Raw genomic sequence first — 25,494 nt, forward strand, 5'->3', positions numbered from 1 at the left:
CCACCGGCCCGACGCGATCGGGTCAAAGAGGGCTTTGGAACTTCGGACGGTCCTTCTGTCCGTCAGGTCGGACGACAAGGCGTGAGCCTGTTCGCTGCTGATCGGTCACCACCGCCCGCCTTCGCGGGAGGCGGTGCGGTCTCTCCGCGCGGCCGGGACCCGTCGCCGTGGGGTTAGAAGCGATAGCTCGCCTGGAGGAGTACATGGCGCCCGCGTTCGATCGGCAGGTAGGTGCTGATCGTGGAGAGCGAGAACGCGTGCGAGTCGAAGAGGTTGTTAATCTTCAGGTTGGCCGAGAAGTCGCCGGACGTGTAGCCGATGGCCGCGTCGAAGACCGCGTATCCGGGCAGCGTGAACAGCGAATTTGCGCCCAGTTGATTGACCTTGAACTCAGTTAGAGCCCGCACGCCCGCGCCGACGGTGATGCCTTCCGCCCATCCCGACAGCCACGTGTAGGTCGTCCAGAGGCTTCCCTGATAGGCTGGCCGTCCGGCACTCGGGTCGAGTCCGAGCCCGTCCGGATCGAGCGAGCGGGTCCAGAGCCTAGTGACGTTCGCAGTCAGGTTCCAGCCGGGCAGGATCTCGCCCTGCCCTTCCAGTTCGATGCCGCGCGACTGCAGGCCCGCGGTATTGACGATCCGGATGCCTTCGGGGAAGCCCGCTTGGCCCTGCAGGATCAGGGTCAGGGGCGATTCCGTGAGTTCGAAAAAGCTCAGCGTGGTCCTGAACCTGTTGTCGAACATGGAGGAGCGCAGGCCGAACTCGTTCAGTGTTCGGCCGATCGGCGCGAGGCTGATACCGGCGACCGGCGCTTGCGGGATCCGTCCTTCGCTGCGGTTGATATAGACGCCTAAGTCGTAAGGAAGATCGAGGAGCGCACCGAAAGTATAGGACAGGGCGTCATTCTTGCTTACGGACGGTGTTTCAGCCACTCCGAATTGCAGCGATTGCGAATTTTGGTTGAACCAGTCCCATCGGGCCATTCCGAGAATATGCAGCTTGTTATCAAAAAGATCAAGTTTCTCGACCATATAACCGCCGCGATAGATATTGCTGGATTTGCGCACGGTAAAATCATAGGGCCCGCTAATAAGTGGACTAATAGGAGTGTTATTGTATAGATCAAAATCTGGCAGAAATGCCGGAAGTGCCGAGCGCGCTCCACTCCAATAAGACAGGTAATCGAAGCCGAACTTAGTTGTGCTTTTCATAAAATCGTCTTGATACTTGAGCGTCATGCTCAGCCGCTCGCTGATATTTTCGACTTGGGTATCAAAACCAGTTTGGACACCGCTCTGTGTAAAGCCGAAATTAGTATTGAAAAATGAAAAGGAATCACCGACGAATCGAACCGATTGGTGCTGGAACAGATTGTTGAATGACACGTCGAAGAGACCGAATAACGTTCCGGCGTGATAGTTTTGTTCCGTCTCGAAAGTAAGTTCCCTGCCGTCGTAATGCGAATTGGGATTGCCGGGACCGTTGCCGGGGATGCGGTAGATCGCCCCGATGCCGGTCTCCGGATCGAGGGCGCGGAAGCCGAAGCGCGCTTGAGGAACGGCACGCGTCTGGATGTAGCGCAGACCGGCCGACACAGTGAGATCTTGCCCCTCCCAACGGACGCTCGGCATCACGAGGAACTCGCTCGGGTCGCGGTAGCCGAGATCGGTACGGTCGGCGTGGTTCAGAGAGGTGACGAAGCGGTAAGTCGTCCCTTCGAGGTCAGGCACGCCGCCGCCGAGGTCGAGCGCGATCGTCTTGTAATTGTAGGTGCCGTAGCGGATCGTCAAATCGCGGATCGTCTCCGCCGTCGGCTTCTTGAGCGTGACGTTGATAAGACCGCCGCCCGCGACGTTCACGCCGGTCAGGATCGCCGTCGGCCCCTTCAGGACCTCAATGCGGTCGACCGCATCGATTGGGATCTGCTGCTGCAAGGTGACCGGGTTCTGCTGGCCATTCACGGAGAAGCCGGAGGTCTCGAAACCCCGAATGATGAATCTCGGCTGTCCGGTGGCCCCGGGCGTGACGATGACCCCCGCCGAGTTGCGGGCTGCTTCCAGGGTATTGGTGACGTTCTGCGAGCGGATGGTCTCGTTGGTCACCACCGAGATCGCGACCGGAGTCTCCTTGAGGGGGGCGTCGGCAATGCGGATGGTGTCGCCGACATTGCCCGCCTGGAAGCCTCGGTCGCCGTAGGGCGAGCCGGCATTGGCGTCGACGACGTCGATGGCGGCGATGTCTCCGGCGGCCGCGGGGGCCGCAGCGCCCGTGGGGACGGGCCCGCGCCTCTGGACCGTCAGGGTGCCGCCGGCGGCCGGCACGACCACCAGATCGGTGCCTCCCAAGGCCAGCGTCAGCGCCTCCTGAACTCCCATGCGCCCGGCGATCGGGCCGGCGCGGCGCCCGCGGGTCAGGTCAGCCGGGAACGAGATGGGCTGCGCCCCGACCCGTCCGATCTGGGCGAGTACACCGCCGAGGTCGCCTGTCGGGATGTCGAACACGATCGGACCGGCCGCCCGCAGCTGGGTCGTGGAGGCGACGAGCAGCGGCACGGCCGCCGTCGAGGCCATCAGCAGGGCCGCCAGGGGCGCAGCCCGCAACCGCGACGGACGCGGTGCCGCCGCCGTTCCACGCGGGGACGCGGCGGAGCCGACCGTCCCATACCCGGTCGGCAGGTGCCCACGCACGGCCCCGTCATCCTCCATCCCGCAACCGTCGCCCGCGCACCGCATCTCTCTGCCCCCAATCGTCTCGATGTTTGCATCGGTCACTGGCTGTGTCGGCTCACGAACCCAAACCGACAGTGCCGATCCGAACTTTTTTCAGTTCTCTGGAATGAAGTTTGGAAACACGGTCCGGAACTGGTCCGACACACCGCCAAATCTTCGCAGAATTGCATGCCCTGGCCGACCAACCTTCGGTTGGCCATTGCTGAGTACGCTTCGTCCGCCCCGTTGGGTGCCCTTACGGACCGCCCCGGCGACGCCGCCTCGCCCGAAGCGGGCCTGCTGGGTCGACGCGCGAACCGTCCGATGCGGAACGACGACCGCGCCGGATTGGGCTCTCGACCGCCGCTCGCCGGCGCTTCACCGCCGGGCCGGACGCCGTCAGCGGCGGCTGAAGTTGAGTGGGATCAGCTGGGTGATCACCTGATTGCCGGGCGGCGGCGGGAAGGGGGCCGCGCGGTGCATCACCGCCACGGCCTCGCCGTCGAGTGCGGCGTTGCCCGAGGAACGGACGAGCTGGGCGCTGATCACGCTGCCGCTGCCCGAGAACGTGACGCTCACCACAGCCACGCCGACCGCGCCGTCGGCACCGGACGGGAACCGCTTGGCGCGCACGATGCGGGCGCGCATCTCATTCTGCCACGACGCCCGCGACGCCTGGCTGGCTTCGGATCCGGCGGCGGAGGCCGCGGTGCGGTCCGCGGTCGCCTGGTCGGAGCGCGGACCGCCGCCGCTGCGGGAGGCCGCCTTCGGCTTGTCCTTCTGGACGGTCTTCTCCGGCTTCTTCTTCTCGACCGGCTTCTCAATCTTCTTCTCGGGCGGCTTGCGCTCGACCTTCTTCTCCGCCTTGGGCGGCTTCGGCGGCAGGATTGCCAGCGGCTTCGCCTGGGGCGGCGGGGGCGGCGCCTCGACGATCGGTTCCGGCTCTGGCGGGGGCGGCGGCTCCTCCTCCGGCTCGGGCTTGGCCTGCTGGGAGTCCGGCGCGTCCGGCTGGTTGGTGGCGTTGTCCGTGGTCGACTTCGCCACGGTGGGCTCGGGCGACATGTCGATCATTACCGCCGCCGGCATTTGCAGGGGCACGGGCGGCGGGGCCGTCTGCTGGGTCAATGCGAGGTAGAGGCCGACATGCACACCGAGCGTCAGCAGGCCCGCCGCCGTCCAGGTCAGGGTGCGGACCGGCGGCGACGGTTCGTGACTCTCGATCTGCGCGCGATGCCGTTCGATCGCCCGCAGGAAAGCTTCGGGCGGCGGGTGCATCATGGCCGGTCTCCGCCCGAGACGTCCTCCAGGCCGACGAGGCCGACCTTGAGATAGCCCGCCGCGCGCAGCAGGTTCATCACCCCCATCAGTTCGCCGTAGGGCACGCCCTTGTCCGCGCGCAAGAAGATGCGCTCGTCCTTGTTGCCCTTGGTCGCAGTGTCGAGCGCGGCGCCGAGCGCCGGGCGGGCCACGGTGTCCTCGCCCAGGGTGATGGCGAGGTCGGACTTCACGCTGACGAAGATTGGCTTTTCGGGCCGCGGCTTCTGCGGCGCCGAGGAGACCGGAAGTTCGACCGCCACGTCGACGGTCGAGAGGGGGGCGGCCACCATAAAGATGATCAGCAGCACGAGGATCACGTCGATGAACGGCGTGATGTTGATGTCGGCGGTCTCGGTCAGGTCGTCGCCGTCGTTGGATCCGAGCTTCACGGCCATGGGATCACTCCGCCGCCATGCGGATGCCGACCTTGCCGTAGGTGCCACGTTCGCAGCGGTCGAGGTCGCGCGACAGATGGCACATAATCAGGGCGACCGCGTCGCCGATCATGACGCGCTGGCTAGCGATGGAGCGGGTCAGCGCGTTGTAGATCACGACGGCGGGAATCGCCGCCACGAGGCCGATGCCGGTGGCCAGCAGCGCCTCGGCGATGCCCGGCGCGACCACCGCGAGGTTGGTGGTGTTCGAGTTGGCGATGGCAATGAAGCTGCCCATGATGCCCCAGACCGTGCCGAACAGACCGACGAAAGGTCCGATCGAGCCGATGGTCGCCAGGATGCCGGTGCCGGACGCCATGCGCTTGCCGGCCATCACCTCGATCCGGCCGAGCGCGATGGCGACGCGCTCCTTGATCCCCTCGCAGGGCAGGCCGGAGGACAGGCTGAGTTCCTCCTCGGCCTCGACCAGCAGTCGGGCGCCGACCCCACGGCGGACTCTTTGCGCGGCCTCGGCCAAGCTAGCGGAGGATCGAATCTCCCGGAGCGTCGCGCGCAGCCGGCGCTTGGCCAGAGCGAGGCCGAGAATCTTCACCAGCAGGATGGTCCAGGTGACGACCGAGGCGACCGCTAGAACGATCATCACGGCCTGCACGACAGGATCGGCGGCCAAGAACATCCCCATCGGGGTCAGATCGTGCGCGACCTTGTCTGTCTTGGGTGCGGAAGCCGGAAGGCGGGTATCGCTCGCCTCCGGAGCCGCGGCCGCGATGGACGGCGGCTCTTCCGCACTCGCCACGGTCGGCACAGGCGCCGGCTCCGCCTGAGCCGCGACCGACCCTGGTGCCAGCAGCACCGTCAGCAGAGCCACGGCGGCGAGGCACGACCTCGCGTTGATCCGGCGGTTCAATACCGCGCGCGTCAATCCCAGCATTGCGTACCAACCTCACTAGCGATTGCCGAAATGGGTTTCGACCGGTCTGACGGGCGAGATTGGGAAAGCGACAGTTCGGTGACGAATTTTTTTCAACTTGCGAAACGGCTGACCAGATGACCGTGATCCGCCCCCATGCTGATGGTTCATTGTCAGGTTTGGTGGAGCACGCTGCTTATAACAATCGGCGCTGAAGCGGACTCACGGGGTTGTCGGAGGTCGTGTCCCTTGGCGTGGTGTAGCTCGCTGAGGGCCACCACGATCACCGGCCAGGGCCGGATCGATCAGACTGCCATGGTGGGCAGGCCGACGAGGGGATCATCACCGATTGGGGCGATGCTTTCCAGGGTCATGGAGCGCGAGCGCTGGACCGCCCACTCATCGTTCTGTTCGAGCAGGATCGCGCCCACCAGACGGGTGATGGCGGCCTCGTTGGGGAAGATGCCAACGACCTCGGTCCGGCGCTTGATCTCGCCTTTGAGGCGCTCCAGCGGGTTCGTGGAGTGGAGCTTGACCCGTTCCTGGGCGGGGAAGCCCATGTAGGCCAACACGTCCGGCTCGGCCTCGTCCATCAGGGCAGCGAGCTTGGGCACTTTGGGCCGGAGCTGGTCGGCCACGCGCCGCCACTGGAGCCGGGCCGCCTCGGCGTCGTCTTGGGCGAAGGCGGTGGCGATGAAGGCGGAGACGACGCGCCGGCCGCTGCGCCCTGCACGGGCGAGCCCGTTCCTCATGAAGTGGACGCGGCAGCGTTGCCACGTCGCGTTCATCACCTGGCCACGGAGGCCTTGATGCCCTCGTACGCGTCCGAGATCACCAGCTTGACGCCGCGCAGGCCGCGGCGCGCCAGCTTGCGGAGAAAGGCGGTCCAGAAGGTCTCGGCCTCGGAGGGGCCGACGTCCATGCCGAGAACCTCCCGGCGACCGTCGCCGTTCACGCCGACCGCCACGATGACGGCGACCGAGACGATGCGGCCGGCCTCGCGCACCTTCACGTAGGTCGCGTCGATCCAGAGATACGGCCACTCGCCCCTCATCCTGAGGCTCTCGAAGGACGATGGGGCGGTCGAGGAAGGCGTTGACCCGTTCGTCGATCTCCTCGCACAGCCGCGAGACTTGGCTCTTCGAGATGCCGGTCCCGCCCATGGCCTGCACCAGATCATCCACCGAGCGGGTCGAGATGCCCTGGATGTAAGCCTCTTGGATCACCGCCGTGAGCGCCTTCTCGGCCATGCGCCGCGGTTCCAGGAAACCGGGGAAGTACGAGCCCTTGCGCAGCTTGGGGATGCGCAACTCGACCGTGCCGGCCCGCGTCTGCCAGTCCCGGTCGCGGCAGCCGTTGCGTTGGACCAGACGCTCGGCGCTCTTCTCGCCGTGAGCCGCCCCGGTCAGGCCGCCCACCTCCAACTCCATCAGCCGCTCGGCGGCAAAGCCGATCATCTCGCGCAGCAGATCGGCGTCGGCACTCTTCTCCATCGGCGGGACCCCATCGTGGCCTGCCACGATGGGCGCCGCTCCCGCGCAGGGCCATCATCTCGTCGGTCATCGGAGGTCTCTTGGGTTCGAGGTTGGTGCTCGCAACCCGACCCTACCCGGCAACCGCCGATGACCACCCCTCAGCTACACCACCACCCGGGACACGACCTCCGAGAGCACGTCGATCACGTCATGCGCCTTCAGCTTGCGGGATACGCGGATGGCCAGGCACTCCCGGGTGAACTCGTCGATCACGTTCAGCATCCGGTACTTGCGCCCGTTGTGAGTGCGGTGCTCGACGAAGTCGTAAGACCAGACGTGACCGGGCCGCTCCGGCCGCAGGCGCACGCACGAGCCGTCGTTGAGCCAGAGGCGAGCCCGCTTCGGCTGTCGGGCTGGGACTTTGAGCTCCTCCCGCCGCCAGATGCCCTCTTCCTGAGGCTCTCGAAGGATCGACCCGCTTCACGTTGACCGTCCAGCCGTCACGCCGGAGCAAGGCCGTGATCCGACGGTAGCCGTAGCGTCCATACTGCAGAGCCAGGGCGACGATGGTGGCTGTCAGGACGGCCTCGTCTTCGGCCACCACGGCGCACTTACGCTGCGTCGATCCTTCGACAGGCTCAGGATGAGGGATGCTGGCCCAGGACACGGCAGGCGAAGCGTTCCGACACGCCATGCTCGGCCACGACGTAATCGACACAAGCCCGGCGCCGAGCCGGGCTCAGAAGTTTCCCGAGGCTGCCTCCTTCAAGATGAGCTTCTCCAGGGTCAGGTCCGAGATCGCCCGACGAAGGCGCTGGTTCTCCGTCTCCAACGACTTCAGCCGCTTGACCTGATCACCCTTCAGGCCGCCGTACTCAGAACGCCAGCGGTAATACGTGACCTCCGTCACCTCAATGGATCGGATTGCTTCGGCAACCTTGCGACCTTGTGAGACCAGAACATCCACTTGGCGCAGCTTGGCGACGATCTCTTCAGCCGTATGCTTCTTCCGTCCCATGATGACATCCTCCACAGGGCTCAAAGCCATACCTCAGGGAGGGCCACTTTTCAGGGGGCAGGCCAATCTCGCGAGTCGGAGTGGTTTGCATCTGGACCCAACACGACCGACTCCAGAACGCGCGAAGCAACCTATTTTTCAAGGATCGAACTGACCGTAACCGGGGCCAATCTCGTGCAGCTGTGCACGCGGGAGCGAGGCGGCGGGGCGCTGCGGCTCCGCGGGAGGGCGCTCGTCGTCGCTGCGGAAGGCGACAGGTTGCTGGCGCTTGCGCCGGACGGTGAGATCGAAAACGTCGTAGCGGTTATAGTATCCGACGACATCGTGGAACTGTTTTGGTTCCACGCAGGCATTGATGTCAATTTCGGCGTAGACGATGCCTTCCGCGTCTTGCAGCGTCTCGCTGATCTGTCGTCCTGTGGGATCAATCACGAAGGACGCGGCGCGCGGCGTCTCGTCGAGCACGCGCGCGATCTTCGCGTCGCGTCCGACCAGCGCGTCGCGCATCGCGCCGTCCATGAACCCCGCGGACACGACGCCGAAGGCCTTGGCCTCGAAGGAATGGGCGCTCGCGCGGATGCGGTTGGCCGCTACGTTGTCGAAGTTCCCCCCTTCCGCGGGCGGCCGCGTCGGCCAGATCGGTGGCCAGGACGAGACGTGGACCTGCTCGCCCTGCGCCATCAGGGTGAAGCGCGCCAGCGGGTTGGTGTTCTCGCCGCAGATCAGACCGCCCAGACGCCCGATCCGGGTCTCCGCCACGCGCAGTCCCTCGCCGTCGCCCGCGGCCCAGACGAGCTTCTCGTAGAAGGTCGGCACGAGCTTGCGGTGGTGGACGAGGATCGCGCCGTCGTCGCCGATGAGCAGGTTCGAGTTCCACAGGCAGCCGACGCTGGCCGTCGAGCGCTCGCTGATGCCGATCGAGACGAACACGCCGAGTTGCCGCGCTTCATGCCGGATCTCGGCGACTTCGGGACCGTCGACGAACACCGACTCGGTCGCCATCCGCGCGAACAGGTCGTGATTTTCGATCGGTGCCCAGAGTGCCGACCAGACCGGGAAGGCCGGGATGAAGGTCTCCGGGAAGGCGATGAACTCGGCGCCCGCATGGGCGGCTTCCCGCAGGATCGAGACGGCCTTTCGCGTCGTCGCCGCCTTGTCGAGAAAGACCGGGGCGGCATGGACGGCCGCGACCTTGAAGCGTGGAAGCTGACCCATCTGCGAACTCTCCGGCAGCATGAGACACGGGCGCTCGCTAATAAGCTTCCGTGACATGGATCCACGGAGGCCGGACCGAGCGAGGCCACGCTGGGACGGTTCCAACGGGGCTTCGATCCGGTCCGGTGCCGGGAATCGGTGGAGAGGACCGATAACAATGCAGGACGGCCTTCGTTGAGGACCTTTCGCTGCAAGAGGTGTTGCAGGCCTGCACGGCGCGCGCTCGCCCAAATCCCGGGACCTCTGCCGGTGCCGATCAGAACTGCGTCAGATAGGCGTCGTCCCGCTGGAACAGAGTGGTGAGGAAGCGCGTCACCGCGCGGACGCGCCCGAGATGCTCGATGTCCTCGTGGACAGAGAGGAAGACGTCGCGCATGACGACGACCTCGTCGGAAAGGACGGGGACCAGGGCGGGTTCGCGCTTCGCGCAGAAGAGCGGCAGCAATCCGATGCCGAACCCGGCGGCGACGGCCGCCTGCTGTGCGGCGAGGCTCGTCGAGCGGAAGACGACGCTCTCGGGTTCGAGGACGTCCAGCAGCCAGTGGACAGAACTGATGGCGAGCAGATCCTCGACGTAGTCCACGAAGTCGTGCTGCTGCAGGTCGCCGCTTCCGGCGGGTGTGCCCCGCTCGGCGAGATAGGCGGGCGCCGCGAACAGGGCGAGGCGGATCGCGCCGATCGTCCGCACCTTCAGACGTGCGCCCTGGGGCGGCACGAAGCTGACCGAGACGTCCGCCTCGCGCTTGGTGAGGTTGATCAGGTGCCGCTCGGTGACAAGCTCGATCACGATCTCGGGATGGGTCCGGGCGAGTTCACGGAACCGGCCGCTGAGATAGAATGCGGCAATCCCCTCCATGCTGGCGACCCGGACTCGTCCGACCGGCTGGGTACTGACCGGCGAGCCGAGCACGCCGTGGACCGAGAGCGCCTTGCACTCGATGGCCTCCGCGATCGCGAACAACCGATGGCCGTGCTCGGTCAGGACGAAGCCGTCGGGTCGGCGGTCGAACAGCTTCGCATCGACGGAGCGTTCGAGTTCGGCCACGCGCCGACTGACCGTGGTATGATCGACCTTGAGCCGCTTGGCGGCAGGCATGAGGCGGCCGTGCCGAGCCAGTTCGAGAAAAAACGTGAGATCGTTCCAGTCGAACACGGAGGGCCCTGCTTTGATGCCGTGACCGCTCGAAGCTACGCCAGCCAGAAACGGGAGCATAGCTTCCTCGGCTTTCCGGCCCAAGATCCCAGAAGGAACGCCAGACGTTCCCCCTTCGCCATCGTTCGGCGGGCACGACAGTTCTGCCTCCGGAATCGGCGTGATGATGGGAAAAGCGACAGGAAGCGCCTCGGCTGTCGGCAGAACTTCCGCAAGGCCCCGTGCGTGTTTTTCCAGTCCCGCCCCGGTCCGTCCGCGGTTAGCGTGTCATCGCTTCCGAGGAGATCAACATGGTCCGGATACTGGCGAACGCGCTGATCGTGGGAATGGCAGTTCTCGGCACCGCGCAGGGAGCGGCCGAGGCCAAGGATACGGTGAAGATCGCCTTCATCGGCCCCCTGACGGGCGGCAATGCCGCCGCCGGGATGGGCGGGCGCAACTCGTCATTGCTTGCCCTTCAGCTCAGAAACGCCGATCCGAGCACCAAATACAACTATGAGCTTGCCGTCTTCGACGACGAGTGCAAGCCGAACGTCGGCGTTCAGGTCGCGACCAAGGCGGCCGCTGACCGTGCGATCACGGCCGGCATCACGCATTACTGCTCGGCCGTCGGCATCGCGACGGTGGACACCTACGCCCGCTTCAAGCTTCCGGTCGTCGTCTGGGGTGCCATCCTTCCGGAGATCACCTACGGCAACGAGTACAAGCAAATCCACCGCGTCAACGGCACGATGATCAACGAGGGCAAGCTCGCTGCGCAGTTCCTGACCGACCGTGGTTTCAAGACCTTCGCAGTGATCCACGATACGACCGATTACGGCAAGGGACAGAACAAGTACTTCTCAGAGTTCCTGAGGCCGGCTGGCGGCGAGATCCTGGCGACCTTCCCGGTCGCGCCCGACCAGCAGGATTTCACGGCGGAGCTGACGCGGATCAAGGAACTCAAACCCGATCTGATCTTCATCGGCGGCCTGACACCGCTGGGCGTGCGCATCCGCTCGCAGATGGAGCGCCTCGGCATCGAGGCCCGCATGGCCGGGGTCTCCGGCATCATGACGGCGGGCTTCCTCGAAGGGGCGGGCGCGGCGGCGGAGGGCACAATCTCTTTCCACAACGGCGCGCCCCTCGCGAAATATGCGAACGGCCAAGCCTTCACCGAAGCCTACGGCAAGGCCGGATTCCGCGAGGACCCCGATGCCTACGGTCCCTTCGCGTACTCGGCCGCCACCCTGATCATGGACGCGATCGAAAAGGTCGGGCCGGACCGCGCGAAGGTCACGGCGGAGCTCAACGCCACCAAGGGCCACGCGTCGCTGATCGGCGAGATCAACTTCGACGATCATCGCCAGAACATCGTCAACGCGAACGTCTACGTCGCGCAGGGCGGCAAGTGGGTCTACTGGCCGGACAGCGACTACGCCGCCGGCAGGAAGACCGTCTCGGCCCGCGGCCGCTGACCGGCCGGGCGGTGCCTGCCGCCCTTAATTCCCTCATCGAGCCTCTCGGAGCGCAGGATGGATTTCGGCTTCCTGGCCCAGCATCTGTTCAACGGACTGATGCTGGGCGTGATCTACGCGATGATCGCAGTCGGCTTCTCGCTGTTCTTCGGCGTGCTCGACGTAATCAAATTCTCGCACGGTGACGTGGTGACGCTCGGTGCCTTCACGGCGCTCGGCGCCACCGCGCTCGTGGGAGCCCTCGTTCCCGTCCCGGGCCTCGCGCTGATCCTGGGCCTGCTCGCCGCCGTCGCGGCCGGCATGGCGGCGGGCGTGCTGATTGGTGGCACCCTCGTGCTGCCGCTGCGCAACGCACCGCCCGTCAACGTGCTGCTGATCACCCTGATGGCGGGCACCATCCTGCGCGAGGCGATCCGCCTGGGCGTGCCGAACGGCGGCAACCCGAAGCCCTTCCCGGCCCTTCTGCCGGACCAGCAGATCACGGCGGGCTCCTTCAGCGTCGGCGTCGACAGCGTGGCGATCCTGCTGGCCGGCCTCGCGGCGATCGTCGCCACCCACGGCCTCGTCACGCGCACGCGCCTCGGCCTCGCGATCCGCGCCGTTGCGCAGGACCCCGAGGTGGCCTGCCTGTCGGGCATCGACTTCCGCCGCACGGTGCTCGGCACCTTCGCCCTCGGCTCGGCGCTCGCGGCCGTCGCCGGCTGCATGCTCGGGCTCTATTACCGCGAGATCAACTTCAGCATGGGTCTCGTCCTCGGCGTGATCGGCTTCGCCGCCGCCGTCGTCGGCGGTCTCGGCAGCCTGCTCGGGCCGATCCTGGGCGGCTTCCTGTTCGCCGGCGTGCAGACGCTCGTGACGGTCTCCGTCCCCTCCGCCAGCGCCTACAAGGACGTGGCGGCCTTCGCGGTGGTGATCGTCCTCATCGGCCTGTTCCCGACCGGCCTGATCTCCGAGCGCTCCAGCGAGCGGGTCTGACCATGAACCTTGGCCCCATCGAACTCACCGCTGCCCCCGTGCCCGCCGGCGGCTTCTCCGAGCGCGCGATCGCGGTCGCTGTGCCCGTCCTCGCCTTCGTCGGCCTCGGGTGGCTTCTCGCCGCCGAACACGAGTGGGAGATCGTCGCGATCCTCGTCGGCTTCCTCGCCGCCCTCCTCCTCTTCGACCGGACGAGGGCCGGGCGGGCAGCGACCGCCGCCTGTCGCGGCCAGCGGGGCGTCACGAACGCGAGCGCGGCCCTGGCGGTCCTCGCCCTCCTCTGGGCCTTCCGAGAGGAGCACTACGCTCTCCTCATGGTCGCCACGGTCGCGCTCTCGGCCACGGCCTGCATCGGGCTCAACGTCCAGATGGCGTTCGGCGGCATCGCCAACTTCGCGGCGGCCGCGTTCTTTACTCTCGGCGCCTACACCGCGGCGGTGCTGGCGGGCCACACCGCCCTGCCGCATCTCTTGGTGCTCGCCGCGGGCGGGCTCGTGACCGCCGCACTCGGGCTGCTCCTGCTCCTGCCGGTGCTGCGGACGCGGGGCCACTACGTGGCGCTGGTCACGATCGCCTTCGGGGTGATGCTGCGCAGCTTGCTCGAGGTGAACGACACTCTCGGTGGTCCGCAGGGAATGAAGATTCCGGGCTTCGCGCCGTTCGGCCTCGATTTCGGAACGGTCTCCTCGATCGCCGGCCACGAGGTCTCGTTCTACCTGCCCTATGCGCTCGCGGCGGCGGTGCTGTTCGCCCTCGCCTTCGCGGCGATGCGCTGCCTGGAACTCTCCTGGGCCGGCATCGCGATCGACGCGGTCCGCACCGATCCGATCGCCGCCTCGACCTTCGGCCTGTCGCCGGCCCGCTGGAAGGCCACGGCGTTCCTGTTCGGCAACGCGATGATCGGCGTCGCGGGCGCGCTCTACGGGATGATGAACGGCTTCGTGAACCCGAACGGGGCGGGCTTCGGCGAGTCGCTGATGCTGCTCTCCATCGTCGTCCTCGGCGGTCTCGGCAACGTCTGGGGCACGGTGGCGGCCTCGGCGGTGATCCTTGCCCTGCCCGAGAAGCTCCAGCCGATCCAGGAATACCGGCTGTTGATCTTCGCCGCCGTGGTGATCGCGATCCTGCGCTTCCGCCCGGGCGGCCTGCTGCCGCGCCCGCTCCGCATCCTCGGCAACCGGAACGGAGGCTAGAACCATGACCGCCCCCCTGCTCGCATGCTCGGGTCTGACCGTGCGCTTCGGCGGCCTGACCGCCCTCGACGGACTCGACATCGCCGTCGACCGCGGCACGACCATCGGCCTCGTCGGCCCGAACGGTTCGGGCAAGACCACCTTCTTCAACGTGCTGACCGGGCTCTACCGTCCCTCCGCGGGAAAAGCCGCGCTCGCCGAAGCGGACATCTTCGCCAAGTCGCCCCAGGCGATCGGCCGCGCCGGCGTCGCTCGGACCTTCCAGCGCTGCCGGCTGATGCTCGACCAGAGCGTGTTCGACAACATCGCCCTCGGCGCCCTGCGGCATCAGGATCTGGGCCTCGCGGCGATTTTCCGCCGTCGGCGCCTGCGCGCGGAGATCGACGCCCTGGTCGAGCGGGTCCGGTCGATCGCGGCCCGCTTCAACCCAGCCATCGCAGCTGCGTTGTTCGAGCCCGCGGGGCGCTTCACGATGATCGACCGCCGCCGCATCGAGATCTGCCGCGCCCTGATCGCAAATCCGCGTCTCCTCCTGCTCGACGAGCCGTCGGCGGGCATGACGCCGGAGGAGACACGCCGGCTGATGGACGACCTCCTCGACTTCCGGCGCGAGTCGCCCGACCTCGCCCTGATCCTCGTCGAGCACGAGATGGACGTGATCCGCCGGGTCTCGGACCGCTGCGTCGTCCTGAACTTCGGGCGCAAGATCTTCGAGGGCTCCTTCGAGGCCCTGATCGAGGATCGGGACGTCCAGACGGCCTATCTCGGGAGCGGACATTGAGCACGGCAGGCAAGGCCGCCTCGCGGCATCTCTCGGTCTCGCAGGTCACCTCCGGCTACGACCGGGCGGACGTGCTCAAGGGGGTCTCGATCGAGGTCCGCCCCGGCGCGGTCACCTGCATCCTCGGCGCGAACGGCGCCGGCAAGAGCACGCTCATCCGGACGATCCTGGGCCTCAACCGGGTCCGGTCCGGCACGATCACCTTCGGCGATGCGAGCCTCAGCGGCATGCCGACGCACAGGATCGTGGCGCTCGGCATCGGCGTCGTGCCGGAAGGCAACCGGGTCCTGCCCCGAATGACCATCGAGGAGAACCTCCAAGTCGGCGGGCTCCTCGATCCGTACCCGCGCCGGGTCGCGGATCGGATGGAGGCGATGTTCGCGGTCTTCCCACGGCTCAAGGAGCGCCGCGCGCAACTCGCCGGAACCCTGTCGGGCGGCGAGCGCTCGATGCTCTCGATCGCCCGAGGCTTGATGACCGATCCCGAACTCGTGGTGTTCGACGAGCCCTCGCTCGGCCTCTCGCCGCTCTTCGTCTCGGAGGTCTTCGGCATCGTCCGGCGCCTCAAGGAGACGGGGCTGACGATCCTGCTCGTCGAGCAGAACGTGCGGCAGACACTCGACGTCGCCGATCACGGCTATGTCCTCGCCCAAGGACGCGTCGTGGCGTCGGGTGAGACGCGGGTGCTGCGCGAGGACGCCGAGCTGCACAAGGCCTATTTCGGCGTCCATCACTGAGCCGGGCCGCGGCGGGATGAGTGCGATCTGGCTGGATGCACCGCCGAACCTCCGTTCGCCGGAGGAAGGGGATGCCGTGCGGCTTCTCGGATGCGGACCCGTCGCCGCCGTCGAGGATCGCGTGTGCGCCCTCGCTGGTCATGAAATCCTCGTGACCGGACGCTGTCCGCTTCTCCTGCCCACACTCCGGCGGTGCCGCTGGGTGCGCGGCGTCGTCCGGATCGGAGGGCCCGCCCTCCGGGATCAGATCAAGATCTTGGATCTCCAAGCGGAGGCGGTCGCGGCCCACGAAGACCTGTCCGCGACCGAGGTTCGCGTCCGGGCGGCGATCGTCGCCATGGCGCGGCGGCTACGTGCCCTCGACGCCCTCGCCGAGGGCTGGGAGGGGACGTGAGATGCGCCGATCAGCAGGCTCTGCCGACGATTGAGCGAGGTCGGCCCTGCCTCCTCGATCGACATTTCCGCACGGGCGGCTGCAGCGATTGTGTGCTGAACGCGCCTTCGAAGTTCGGCATTGATCCGCCTCACCCTGGAATTTCGAGGATGCCGTGATGGACGGGAGTGCCGTGGAGACTGGACGGCAGATCGGTGCGCGTGTGCTGGATACGGCGCCGCCAGAAGCTGTGGGCGCTCCAGAGCGCCTCGCACCGCTGCGGAAGCCCCCTGGCTTCGTTCCCGCGGTTCAGCGCTGGTCGTTCCTGTTGCCGGAGGGAGAGACCGCGATGCGCGTCGCCTTCTTCGGTGCACAGGCCGGATCGGCGGCCGCGCTCGACGCGCATCCGATGCGGGACTGGATCCGCATCCATCTCACCGGTCACGCCAGCGGTCCGACCTGCTTCGACCATTCTCGAAACCGGCTCGCCGACGGGCAGATGGAGCACGTCGTCTGTGCCTATTGGGTCTCGGAGGCCCGCTTCACGGCCTGGTCCGCCGACACCGCCGCCGAGGGCTGGTGGCACCGGCCCGAGCGCCTCGTCGGGCCCTTCGGCGCGTGGCGTGAAGTCCTGCGGGTGCCGCGTGATCATCAGGAGAGCATCTACTGGAAGGATTACCCGGCCGGCTTGATGACGAGCCCGGATGTCGCGATCTTCCCGACCCCCTATTGCGGCTATTACGGCGCCATGCGCGACCGGCTCCCGGCAGCCGCCATCGACGCCCTCGATGCGCCGGACAGCGCTGAACTCGTGACCCGGCAGGAGCGGGTCGGTTACGGCGAACACTGGTCGGTCCGTCCGCCGCACAACCTCGCGCTGATCCGCTCCGCCAGCACCTGGGGGCGAATGGATGCCGAACAACGCGCCGATTTCGATCTTAAGCTGCGCGTCCCTCTCAAGACCGGCATGGACTACCTTGCCGAGAACCCGCTTCCCTCCGGCTGTGCCTCCCTGCGTTGGCAGGAGACCACGGATCCCGAAGGTGCTCCGAGGCCGGAAGCGCACGCGCACGCGTACTTCCTGTCTTTGCGCCACATGGAGCGTTGGGCGGAGGACCACGCCACCCATGCGGCCATCTTCAGGGCAGCGATCCAGCGCTACCGCCACTACGGACCGGCCAATCAACTCCGAACTTGGCATGAGGTCTACATTCTTCCGGGGGACGGTCAGCGTTTCGAGTATCTCAACTGCGACCCGCAAACTGGCCTCCTGCGCTGGTTCGAGGCGAAGCGCCTTGCCTGACGCAAACGACTTTGCCCGAACCTGAAGCATGCGGATGGGCTGCGATGGCGTGAAAGCCCATCCTCGGCGCGGCAGCCGGTCTTCAGGATGTGGTGGAACACCTCGATCTTCCACCGCCGGGCATACCAGCGCAACTTCTCGACGGCCTGCTCTGGACTGTCGACCGGCAGGTCGGTGATCAGCCGCCAGTCGATCGGGGGGCGGTCCTTCGGCACGCCCGGCTCACGGGCGTGCAGGATGGTGAGCGACAGCGCGGGATAGCGCTTCTGCTTGCCGATTGGCGGTGTCAGCGGGCGTTGAATACTCCCTGATTGTGGGCATCGAAAATTCTCTGGTCGGTACCCTGGCCCGCGGAGGCGGGACGTGCCCCGCACCCTCGGGCTTATCCATCCTCAGCCACCATGCTTGCCGACGCGTCCTTCGACAGGCTCAGGATGAGGTCGGTCGGGAGCGACGAGGATGGTCCTGCTGGGAGAACTCCTCATGATCCTGGACCTGCACCGACAGGGCCTGTCCGTCACCGCCATCGCCCGCCGGACTGGGCGCGATCCGAAGACGGTCCGCAAGTACATCGAGCGCGGCCTCGAACCGCCGGCCTACGGCCCCCGCCGAGCCGGACGACCGAGCAAGCTCGCACCCTATCTCGACTATCTGCGCGAGCGCGTCGCGGCCTTCCCCGATCTGAGCGCCGTGCGCCTGACCCGCGAGTTGCGTGAGCGCGGCTACACGGGCGCCTACACCGCGGTGAAGCGGTTCGTGGCCGCGATCCGGCCGGCCGAGGCCAAGCCGTACGAGGTCCGCTTCGAGACGCCGGCCGGCCAGCAGGCCCAGGTCGACTTCGCCCGCTTCGTGGTCACCTTCACCGACGCGCCAGACTCAGACTGTATCGTCTGGCTGTTCTCGCTGGTGCTCGGCCACTCCCGGCACATCGAAGCGCGCTTCGTCCTGCATCAGGACCTGCAGACGCTGCTGCGCTGTCACATGCAGGCGTTCGCCGCGATCGGCGGCGTGCCGATCAAGATCCTTTACGACCGCATGAAGACGGCAGTCACCGGCGAGGATGCGGGCGGCCACATCGTCTACAACCGATCGCTGTTGGCGTTGGCCAAGCACTACGGCTTCCTGCCCCGCGCCTGCCGGCCCTACAGGGCCAAGACGAAGGGCCCCTTCGACAGGCTCAGGGTGAGGGGTCGAACGGCCGTTCTCCTACATCCGCCAGGACTTCTTCCTGGCGCGCTCGTTCCGCGACCTCGACGATCTGAACGCCCAACTGCGGACCTGGCTCGACACCGTCGCCAACGTCCGACTGCACGGCACCACGCAGCGGATCGTCGCGGAGGCCTTCGCCGCCGAGAAGCCCGAGCTGCAGTCGCTGCCGGCCGTACCCTTCGATGCCATGCTCAAGCTGGAGCGGCGCGTCAGCCACGACGGGCTCGTCTCGATAGGCGGCAACTATTACAGCGTGCCGGACCGGACCCGGCGCGTCGTCGAGGTGCACCCGTTGCCCGACACGATTCGCATCCTCGATGGCGGCCGCCTCGTGGCGAGCCATCCGATCCTGGAAGGGCGGCGCCAGCACCGCGTCGATCCCGACCATCGTCAGGGCGTGGCGGCGCGGGCCATGCGCCACGGCCATCCCGACAGCCTGACGATCGGCCGCCGTGGCGACCACGTCGCCCGGCGCTCGCTGGCCGTCTACCAGGCCGTCGGTGAGCGGCTCGCCGGTGCCGGGGTCGGAGGCCGGTCATGACCCGTGCTATCTCACCCCGCGCCGTCACGACCCTCGACAGCATCAAGCGCAGCCTGGTCGGCCTGCGCATGCCGCGCGCCCTGGAGGTTCTTGATGCCACGGTCCGGCGCATCGAGCAGGGCGAGATCGATGGCATCTCTGCTCTCGACGAGATCCTGACCGAGGAACTGACGCTGCGCGAGAACCGCCGCGTGAAGACCGCCCTGCTCGTGGCGCGCCTGACCACGATCAAGACGCTCGCCAGCTTCGACTTCACCTTCCAACCCTCGCTTGACCGGGAGCGCATCCTGGCCCTGGCCGAGCTGACCTTCATTGACCGATCCGAGGTCGTCCATCTGCTCGGCCCGCCCGGCACCGGCAAGAGCCATCTCGCGACCGCGCTCGCCGTCGAAGCGGTCAAGGCCGGACGCAGCGTGGTTTTCTCGACGCTGGCCGACCTGATCACCTCGCTGGCCAAGGCCGAACGCGACGGGTCCCTACGCGAGCGCATCCGCTATCTCTGCCGGGCCGCGCTGCTGGTCGTAAACGAGATCGGCTACCTTCCCGTCGTCCCAGGCGGCGGCAACCTGTTCTTCCAGCTCGTCAACGCCCGGTACGAGAAGGGCGCGATGATCCTGACCTCCAACCGCGGCTTTGCCGAGTGGGGCGAGGTGTTCGGCGACCCCGTCGTGGCCACGGCACTGCTCGACCGTCTGCTGCACCACGCCGTGGTCATCCAGATCGAGGGGGCGAGCTACCGTCTGCGTCAGCATGCCGATCTCGTGCCCGAGCATGTCCGCTCGAAGGCCCTCATCACTCCGCCGCCGGCCCCAAAGCGCCGCGGCCGCCCACCTGGAAAAGCGACGCTCGATCACGCAGTCGGCTGATCACCGACCACCACCGAACCCGCCGGCCAGGGAATTTTGAAAGCCCACGATCGCGGAGACTTCCAGGCCCGTTGACACCTGAAAGCGGCGATCCGATCTGCCTTCGACAGCCTCTCCCCACAGCAATGCCGAAACTGCCTCGCAACAGCCGGCTACGACGCATATGACCCAGTTTGATCGGCAACAGCTCTAGCCGGACAGATTATCATTTAAGAGTTGATTGTGGCTACACTGCCACATGCGGATAGGTTAATGAATGCTAAACGTGGTCAGTCAATGACGGGGACTGGCAGGCAATGGGCATGCGGTCGAAATACTCCATACTAGCAATTCTTGTTGCGCTCCTCGTAGCGGGCTGTGCGGCCGACAGAAACAACTTACATGCCCTATATATTGCCAGCACTTTTGATAGTCTTCTTACAAAACAAGTTGCTTACAACCTTTTAGAAACGTATCACAACAGATACAAGGTCCCATCGTATGTAAAAATTGGTACTCAAACTGCAAGAACATCTGAAGCTATTAATCCTACTTTTGCAATTCCAATTCTTCCACAAAAAACCATTACTCAGGGTAGTAGTTTTTCAAGAGGAATACAGAATGCTAATACAGGAATAAGTTTGCAGCTTCAGGCTTTGACGGAAGCAACTTACACAATCACTACAATTGACGATCCGGATGGCTTGCGAAGATTGAGGTTGCTGTTTCAGTACGCTGTAGGGCATATCGATGAGTTTGAATTCGAGGCAAATTATCCAATATTTGTTTCTGGAGATAGCGCGACATATGAAGAGCTAGATCCAAAAAAGCGCTCTTATGTCAGAAGAGTCTGTGAAAAACTGTCAGACGATGGCGGTTATTGTGAGAAGTACGGCTTTCTGCCGATAAAACCCGATCTAACTTTCATACGTACGCCGGGTTGTATTATGTGCGACTACAATACTCCACTAAGAGATTTGCGCCCAAATGCTCCGCGTAATGCGTATGTCTTGCAAAAAAATTTCAAAATCTTTGGCCGCAGCTGCAAAGAAGATAAATCTGCGCCGGTATGCGATAACACTAATGCAGCGTTATTGTTTTACCCGCCGAACGAAATAGGTGCGGACGCGGTGCCGGTTACCACTGTTACTGGAGATGTTCTGCATCTCAAAGGAGAGCGGGGCATTGAGGGCTTCAACGAGCTAACTTTGTTCGCTCAAGAGGCCTCAAGCCAGGGTGCCGCGGGCATAGGAGACGGTGGGCAGAGTTTTGGACGGAAGAGCCCACCCTTACTTCGAGTAAGCTCTCCGACATCTGGCGGAGGGCTACTTCAATAGAGGCCTCCTCCACGAGGATTGACGACAATTCCTTGGTAAGTTGGTCCTGACGGAACATTGAGCCGATTTGGGTCTCGGGGATCAACTATCGAAGTTCCGCTGTAAGGTTGCTGTTTCGGTTGTTGCACGCGCCTAGCATCAGTACGACGAACATCTCCAGTCCGATTATCAACCTGCGAATAGGCATTGACAGGCAGAGTAAGGAGACATGCGCTCACGGAGAGCGCGGAAATAAGCTTTGCTTTCATCATACACCTCACCGGATCGAGTCCTTTAGAAACGCATAGCATAAAGCGGCTGAAGGTTCGCTGAAGGTCCGCAGATTATTTTGCCATCTGATCGTGAATGAATGTGCGAAAAACGACCGTTTTCCTGACACTGCAACGGAGCCGCCATCCGGGCCGCCTAAACGGCCTCGTTTCTGTCAGGAAAACATGATAGGAAATCTATTGTTCGAATAACGCGGCTGTGCGACTGTCCTGACATGCTCGTCGGATACGCCCGCGTCTCGACCCAGGATCAGAACCTCGACCTCCAGCGCGACGCGCTGACCAAGGCTGGCTGCGAGCGGATCTTCGAGGAGAAGAAGTCCGGCAAGGCTGGGACCAGGCGCCCCGAGTTCGAGGCGGCACTGGCCTACCTGCGTCCGACCGATGTGCTTGTGGTGTGGAAGCTCGATCGGCTCGGCCGCTCCCTGGTCGAGATGATGCGCACGATCGACGGCCTGCGGATCAAGGAGGTCCACTTCCGCTCCCTCACCGAGCAGTTCGACAGCGCCACCGCGCACGGCCGCTTCGCCTTGCAGATGCACGGGGCGATGGCCGAGTACTTTCTCGACCTCAATCGTGAGCGCACCATGGAGGGGCTGAAGGCGGCTCTGGCCCGTGGTCGCAAGGGCGGCCGGCCCAAGGCCCTGTCCGAGAAGGACATCGACATTGGGCGGGCCCTGCTCGCCTCCGGGACCATTTCAGTCGCCGAGATCGCCCGACGCCTTGGGGTCAGCCGGGTGACGTTCTACAGCTACTTCCCCCAAGCCCGTGCGCGCAGCCAGGCGCGGATCCAGGGCTGAGCCGATGCCGATCCGTCCGGAGAACCGCTGGCTCTACCCAATCGACTGGCCGCAGCTGTCCGACGCGATCCGCTTCGGCCGGGCCAAGGGGTGCTGCGAGGGCTGCGGCCGGCCGCATGGGCAGGTCGTGTTTCACCTCGGTGACGGGCGCTGGTGGGATGCCGCCGCCCAGGCCTGGCGCAGCGGCCGCGGTCGCCCTCTCAAGCTGGCTCCACTCGAATGCCTGCCGAGGAGCACGGTGCTCGCGACCACGCGGGTTTCCCTTGCCTGCGCCCATCTCGATCACGACCCGGGCAACAACGCACCGGCCAACCTCAGGGCGCTGTGCCAGCGCTGCCACATGCTTCACGATCGCGCCGAGCATCTGCGCCAACGCTGGATCACCTACCGCTATCGCAGGGCCATGGGGGATCTGTTTCTCGGGCCCTACCCATTCCGGTATGTCCGGACTGAATGATGTCAGCTATCGATCGAGCGCCCTGTGTTCGCTCTAGCTTGACGCTGTAGACACGCGCCTTCGCTGCCGAGGTTTAAAACAGCTTAAGACGGCAATGGTAAATTTCTTCGATTGTGTTGAGACAAGCGCGTCATAACCTATAGAAGGTGGCTGCATGCCCAGAGATAGATATATTAAGTACGACTTGGCCAAATCATTTAACTACATACTTGAAGGATCTAATCCGAGATTATCGCGTGCCATACGCCTTTATAAATTGCAAGTAGCCTTATTGATTGGTAAAAAACTACAAAATACAAGAATAAGCTCAGAACCATTTCCTGATAATTGGATTAGGGTATCCCGTGCGGCTCTCCGAACTGCAGGTATGGTCGCGAGGGTGCGACTATTAGAGAATGTAATGCAAGAGAATTACTCTGATACAAGCCAAAACTTGATGATGAAAACTCTTCTTCGCGATAAAGCTACGAAATTTCTCTTGCGAAAGATTATAATATCAAATATTTCCACACGGCATGCTCGCACTCTTTCTTGGCATGAGCTCAGTCGGTTGATAGAAATCACGCGGATTAAGCAAAAGAGCTATGTACCGCTCTACCATGTATCAGTGAATTTCGCACTTTACGGCGGGGCCGACTGGCAGTGCAACTGGTCACGCTCTGAATCGCTTTTAAAATGGAACAATGATGAGCCTGAGTACACAATCATCAGATTATATTTTCCCGATCTTCAAGGGCTTTCGACTGCATATAAACATAAAGGTGTGGGATATCACTTTGCCGCGTACAATTGGCTCGATCATTTCGGCGGCAACTACATGAGGCCGGAAAAACCTAGCGCGTCAAAGTTCGTCGATATCCTACTCGATAAAACTGATGATCTCGACACAATTCGATCCTATCTTGGACAGTACGCTTTCGTTCGCTCGCAGCTGCAACGCCAGGGATATGTCGTAGCTGATTTGCAGCTCTCGGCTCCCCTGCCCATTCGGGAGGTCTCATTTGAGCCGCTTCCAGACGAGCTGACGAACCTAATTTGATAGTCATACCAATAGTTTACACCCTACTTTGCAGCAGTGCAAAGTGCGCGCGTTTTTGGCCGATCGTATGGTGCAGCCGACCTCAATTTCGAGGCGGAGGTATCATCATGCTGAACAACACGATGCCAGAGCCAGCCTCGGTCGATGAGGCGCTTGGTGCGCTTCCGGTTTTCCAGTCGGCCGAAAACTTGGACAAGACCAAGCCAACGCCAGTCATTGAACTAGGGATCGAGGAGGAAATAAAAGCTGCGTGTGAGGAGTGTGCAGCGTACAACAACGGGGAAGGGTTCTTCGGGAACCAGTGGGCAGATCGGGTTCTGGGCCTAATGCTCCCGAGCTACAAATTGTTGACCCTGGTCGGCAACGACCCTGAGCTCCTTGATATTGCCATCAAGCGTTCTGAGGTGGAAACAACGGCTGCCACGCGAAAAAATCCTGCTTTAGTCATCTTGAAGATCGCAGCTCGTCCGACTGACACCGCTGAAAGGAAGCTGTGCTCGGGGTGGGCGAAGATCCTCAACGAAGCACTTACCAGTAAAATACCGGTGGAGCAGTTCGTCGAATGGACCAAAGAGCCAAAAGAGCCGGGATCTAAAGAGACAAACAAGCGCGACGGCCAAAAAAAGGAAGTGAAACCGAACCAGCTCACGCTGCGCCTGAGCGGAACCGAGAAGCGCGTGGAGGAAATCTTTCCGCTGCCGGTCGCGATGTATCCGACGCTCGTTGCTGCACTGACGACGTCGGGCCCCCAGAGCGAGCGCGTGCTGCGGTTGGGCCAGTCGTTCCTGCGGCTCGCCAAGGATCTCGAAAAGGCTGAGGTCCTAGCAGCGACGGAGGCTGCCCATGTTTGAGCGGCGGACGAGAAAGGGGGAGCCGATGGCTCTCCCCACCACTGAGCGCGTGATCGCGACAGCGATGGCGGCAGGAGCGGGCTACAACACCGGCGCTGTGACCTGGCCGGTCGGCCGCCGCGGTAAGCGTCCGCCCAACCGCGCCGAGATCCGGGCGCAGATGAGGCGACGCCGCCGTTGGCTGCGCAAGCACGGCCGTGCCGACGCTGATCTGGCAGCGCTAGCCAGGATCATCGCTGCGTGCGGTCGACATCGGCTGCGCGATCGTTGTCGGCACCCTGCCTGCCCCCGCTGCGCTGCTGCCCTTCAACGGCTCTTCGTGCACGTCACACATCGGTTCACCACTAGCTTGGCCGGTCAGGCCTGGATGACGGTTTCGATCATCCTGCCGGTTTCCGATCGGGACGAAGGCATGGATTTCGTTGCTTATGGCGAGCGAACGCGGGCGATGCTGCAGGAAGTGGGTATCACTGTCGGAGTGTTTGGGCTCGACATGAGCTGCAACGAGGATCATCGGACCTCTTTGCCCGAATCCGAACGGTTTGCATCCCACGCCTGCGTGCACCTGTACGGCTTGGCGTTGGCAACAGAAGCACAAGCAGCGATCGCTACGTTGAAGCGGCTGATCCCAAGGACGGAGACGGTTCCGCGTCCAGTTCGCACCATGCGCTGGGACGGCGGCTTAGCGGCGATTGCCTATGCCTTGAAACCCGACTTTCAACGGCGTCAGACCATTGAAAAGTTCGACGAAACGCGGGGGAAGATGGTGCGCACCACGCGCGATCGTCCCCTCACCGTCGATCAACGCGTTCGCGCTGTCCGAGCGCTCGATCGAGCTGGGATGACGGGACGGATCGTTTTGCTCGGCTTGCGCTTCGAGCTTGCTGACTCAGGACAGCTCCAGCTTGTTCGAGCAACTTTAAATTGACGTTTAATCGTGGGGGCCAGCTCTAAAACGTAAAACCAGCAGAAAGTTTTTTGTGTTCCACAAAGCTTGAATGCGAGTGCTGAAAAAATATCAAGATTCCTACGTGCATTTGCCTATTTGGTAGTATTGACTTCAATTTATTGCCAAATCAGTACTGCCTCGTAATAGGTAACTTGAAGGAAAACAGTGTGAACTGCAATAATCAGCG

Annotated in this window: 20 protein-coding genes and 3 pseudogenes; 15 read left to right on the forward strand and 8 right to left on the reverse strand. The window is 64.1% G+C overall.

The genetic code is table 11. The features are described from left to right. Nucleotides 1-173: 173 nt before the first annotated feature. From HNR00_RS05920 to HNR00_RS05955, 8 genes and pseudogenes are all read right to left on the reverse strand, one after another. Nucleotides 174-2,687, reverse strand: a complete 2,514-nt coding sequence (locus HNR00_RS05920; protein WP_183566351.1) for a TonB-dependent siderophore receptor — start codon at nucleotides 2,685-2,687, stop codon at nucleotides 174-176. A 420-nt stretch (nucleotides 2,688-3,107) separates the two neighbouring features. Beyond that, nucleotides 3,108-3,986, reverse strand: a complete 879-nt coding sequence (locus HNR00_RS05925) for a TonB family protein (RefSeq protein WP_183566354.1) — start codon at nucleotides 3,984-3,986, stop codon at nucleotides 3,108-3,110. Further along, nucleotides 3,983-4,420: a TonB system transport protein ExbD gene (gene exbD / locus HNR00_RS05930; RefSeq protein WP_183566357.1), complete on the reverse strand. Its 438-nt coding sequence runs from the start codon at nucleotides 4,418-4,420 to the stop codon at nucleotides 3,983-3,985. Before exbD ends, HNR00_RS05925 begins: the two co-directional genes overlap by 4 nt. Nucleotides 4,421-4,424: 4 nt before the next feature. Next, nucleotides 4,425-5,288 carry a tonB-system energizer ExbB gene (gene exbB / locus HNR00_RS05935; RefSeq protein ID WP_312886004.1) on the reverse strand — a complete coding sequence of 288 codons (864 nt, stop codon included), beginning with the start codon at nucleotides 5,286-5,288 and terminating at the stop codon, nucleotides 4,425-4,427. A gap of 347 nt (nucleotides 5,289-5,635) precedes the next feature. Continuing rightward, a pseudogene (locus HNR00_RS05940) lies at nucleotides 5,636-6,878 on the reverse strand (IS256 family transposase). Nucleotides 6,879-6,988: 110 nt separating this feature from the next. After that, a pseudogene (locus HNR00_RS05945) lies at nucleotides 6,989-7,823 on the reverse strand (transposase); the annotation flags it as partial. A 138-nt stretch (nucleotides 7,824-7,961) separates the two neighbouring features. Continuing rightward, nucleotides 7,962-9,038 (reverse strand): carbon-nitrogen hydrolase family protein, encoded by a 1,077-nt coding sequence (locus tag HNR00_RS05950; protein ID WP_183566497.1) that lies wholly within the window; start codon nucleotides 9,036-9,038, stop codon nucleotides 7,962-7,964. Nucleotides 9,039-9,294: 256 nt separating this feature from the next. Continuing rightward, entirely contained in the window at nucleotides 9,295-10,191 is an 897-nt protein-coding gene (locus HNR00_RS05955) for a LysR family transcriptional regulator (RefSeq protein ID WP_183566363.1), read from the reverse strand. 290 nt (nucleotides 10,192-10,481) lie between these two features. Here HNR00_RS05955 and HNR00_RS05960 point away from each other — a divergent pair, with 290 nt between their 5' ends. From HNR00_RS05960 to HNR00_RS06030, 15 genes and pseudogenes are all read left to right on the forward strand, one after another. After that, a complete protein-coding gene (locus HNR00_RS05960) occupies nucleotides 10,482-11,648 on the forward strand; it encodes a branched-chain amino acid ABC transporter substrate-binding protein (protein ID WP_183566368.1) in 1,167 nt (388 codons plus the stop codon). Nucleotides 11,649-11,705: 57 nt separating this feature from the next. Beyond that, on the forward strand, nucleotides 11,706-12,623 hold the full coding sequence (locus tag HNR00_RS05965) for a branched-chain amino acid ABC transporter permease (protein ID WP_183566371.1): 918 nt from the start codon (nucleotides 11,706-11,708) through the stop codon (nucleotides 12,621-12,623). A gap of 2 nt (nucleotides 12,624-12,625) precedes the next feature. Continuing rightward, a complete protein-coding gene (locus tag HNR00_RS05970; protein WP_183566374.1) occupies nucleotides 12,626-13,816 on the forward strand; it encodes a branched-chain amino acid ABC transporter permease in 1,191 nt (396 codons plus the stop codon). A gap of 4 nt (nucleotides 13,817-13,820) precedes the next feature. Further along, nucleotides 13,821-14,597, forward strand: a complete 777-nt coding sequence (locus tag HNR00_RS05975) for an ABC transporter ATP-binding protein (protein WP_183566377.1) — start codon at nucleotides 13,821-13,823, stop codon at nucleotides 14,595-14,597. Continuing rightward, nucleotides 14,594-15,334, forward strand: coding sequence for an ABC transporter ATP-binding protein (locus HNR00_RS05980; RefSeq protein WP_183566381.1), 741 nt, complete (start codon nucleotides 14,594-14,596; stop codon nucleotides 15,332-15,334). The genes HNR00_RS05975 and HNR00_RS05980 overlap by 4 nt, the downstream gene beginning before the upstream one ends. 256 nt (nucleotides 15,335-15,590) lie before the next feature. Further along, entirely contained in the window at nucleotides 15,591-15,728 is a 138-nt protein-coding gene (locus HNR00_RS05985) for a hypothetical protein (protein WP_183566384.1), read from the forward strand. A gap of 157 nt (nucleotides 15,729-15,885) precedes the next feature. Then, nucleotides 15,886-17,010 (forward strand): phenylacetaldoxime dehydratase family protein, encoded by a 1,125-nt coding sequence (locus HNR00_RS05990; RefSeq protein ID WP_183566387.1) that lies wholly within the window; start codon nucleotides 15,886-15,888, stop codon nucleotides 17,008-17,010. Between the two features lie 459 nt (nucleotides 17,011-17,469). Then, nucleotides 17,470-18,760 (forward strand): annotated as a pseudogene (gene istA, locus HNR00_RS05995) (IS21 family transposase). After that, nucleotides 18,757-19,626 carry an IS21-like element helper ATPase IstB gene (gene istB / locus HNR00_RS06000; RefSeq protein ID WP_183566390.1) on the forward strand — a complete coding sequence of 290 codons (870 nt, stop codon included), beginning with the start codon at nucleotides 18,757-18,759 and terminating at the stop codon, nucleotides 19,624-19,626. Before istA ends, istB begins: the two are co-directional and overlap by 4 nt. 302 nt (nucleotides 19,627-19,928) lie before the next feature. Beyond that, nucleotides 19,929-20,942, forward strand: coding sequence for a hypothetical protein (locus HNR00_RS06005; RefSeq protein WP_183566393.1), 1,014 nt, complete (start codon nucleotides 19,929-19,931; stop codon nucleotides 20,940-20,942). A gap of 484 nt (nucleotides 20,943-21,426) precedes the next feature. After that, nucleotides 21,427-22,011 (forward strand): recombinase family protein, encoded by a 585-nt coding sequence (locus HNR00_RS06010; protein WP_183566396.1) that lies wholly within the window; start codon nucleotides 21,427-21,429, stop codon nucleotides 22,009-22,011. A gap of 4 nt (nucleotides 22,012-22,015) precedes the next feature. Then, nucleotides 22,016-22,468, forward strand: coding sequence for a hypothetical protein (locus tag HNR00_RS06015; RefSeq protein WP_183566399.1), 453 nt, complete (start codon nucleotides 22,016-22,018; stop codon nucleotides 22,466-22,468). 400 nt (nucleotides 22,469-22,868) lie between these two features. After that, a complete protein-coding gene (locus tag HNR00_RS06020; protein WP_183566402.1) occupies nucleotides 22,869-23,507 on the forward strand; it encodes a hypothetical protein in 639 nt (212 codons plus the stop codon). A 107-nt stretch (nucleotides 23,508-23,614) separates the two neighbouring features. Further along, complete coding sequence (locus tag HNR00_RS06025) at nucleotides 23,615-24,358, forward strand: hypothetical protein (RefSeq protein WP_183566406.1); 744 nt, start codon at nucleotides 23,615-23,617, stop codon at nucleotides 24,356-24,358. A gap of 25 nt (nucleotides 24,359-24,383) precedes the next feature. Further along, nucleotides 24,384-25,286 carry a hypothetical protein gene (locus tag HNR00_RS06030; RefSeq protein WP_183566408.1) on the forward strand — a complete coding sequence of 301 codons (903 nt, stop codon included), beginning with the start codon at nucleotides 24,384-24,386 and terminating at the stop codon, nucleotides 25,284-25,286. Nucleotides 25,287-25,494: the final 208 nt, after the last annotated feature.

Source organism: Methylorubrum rhodinum, assembly GCF_014199935.1.
Classification (GTDB): Bacteria; Pseudomonadota; Alphaproteobacteria; order Rhizobiales; family Beijerinckiaceae; genus Methylobacterium; species Methylobacterium rhodinum.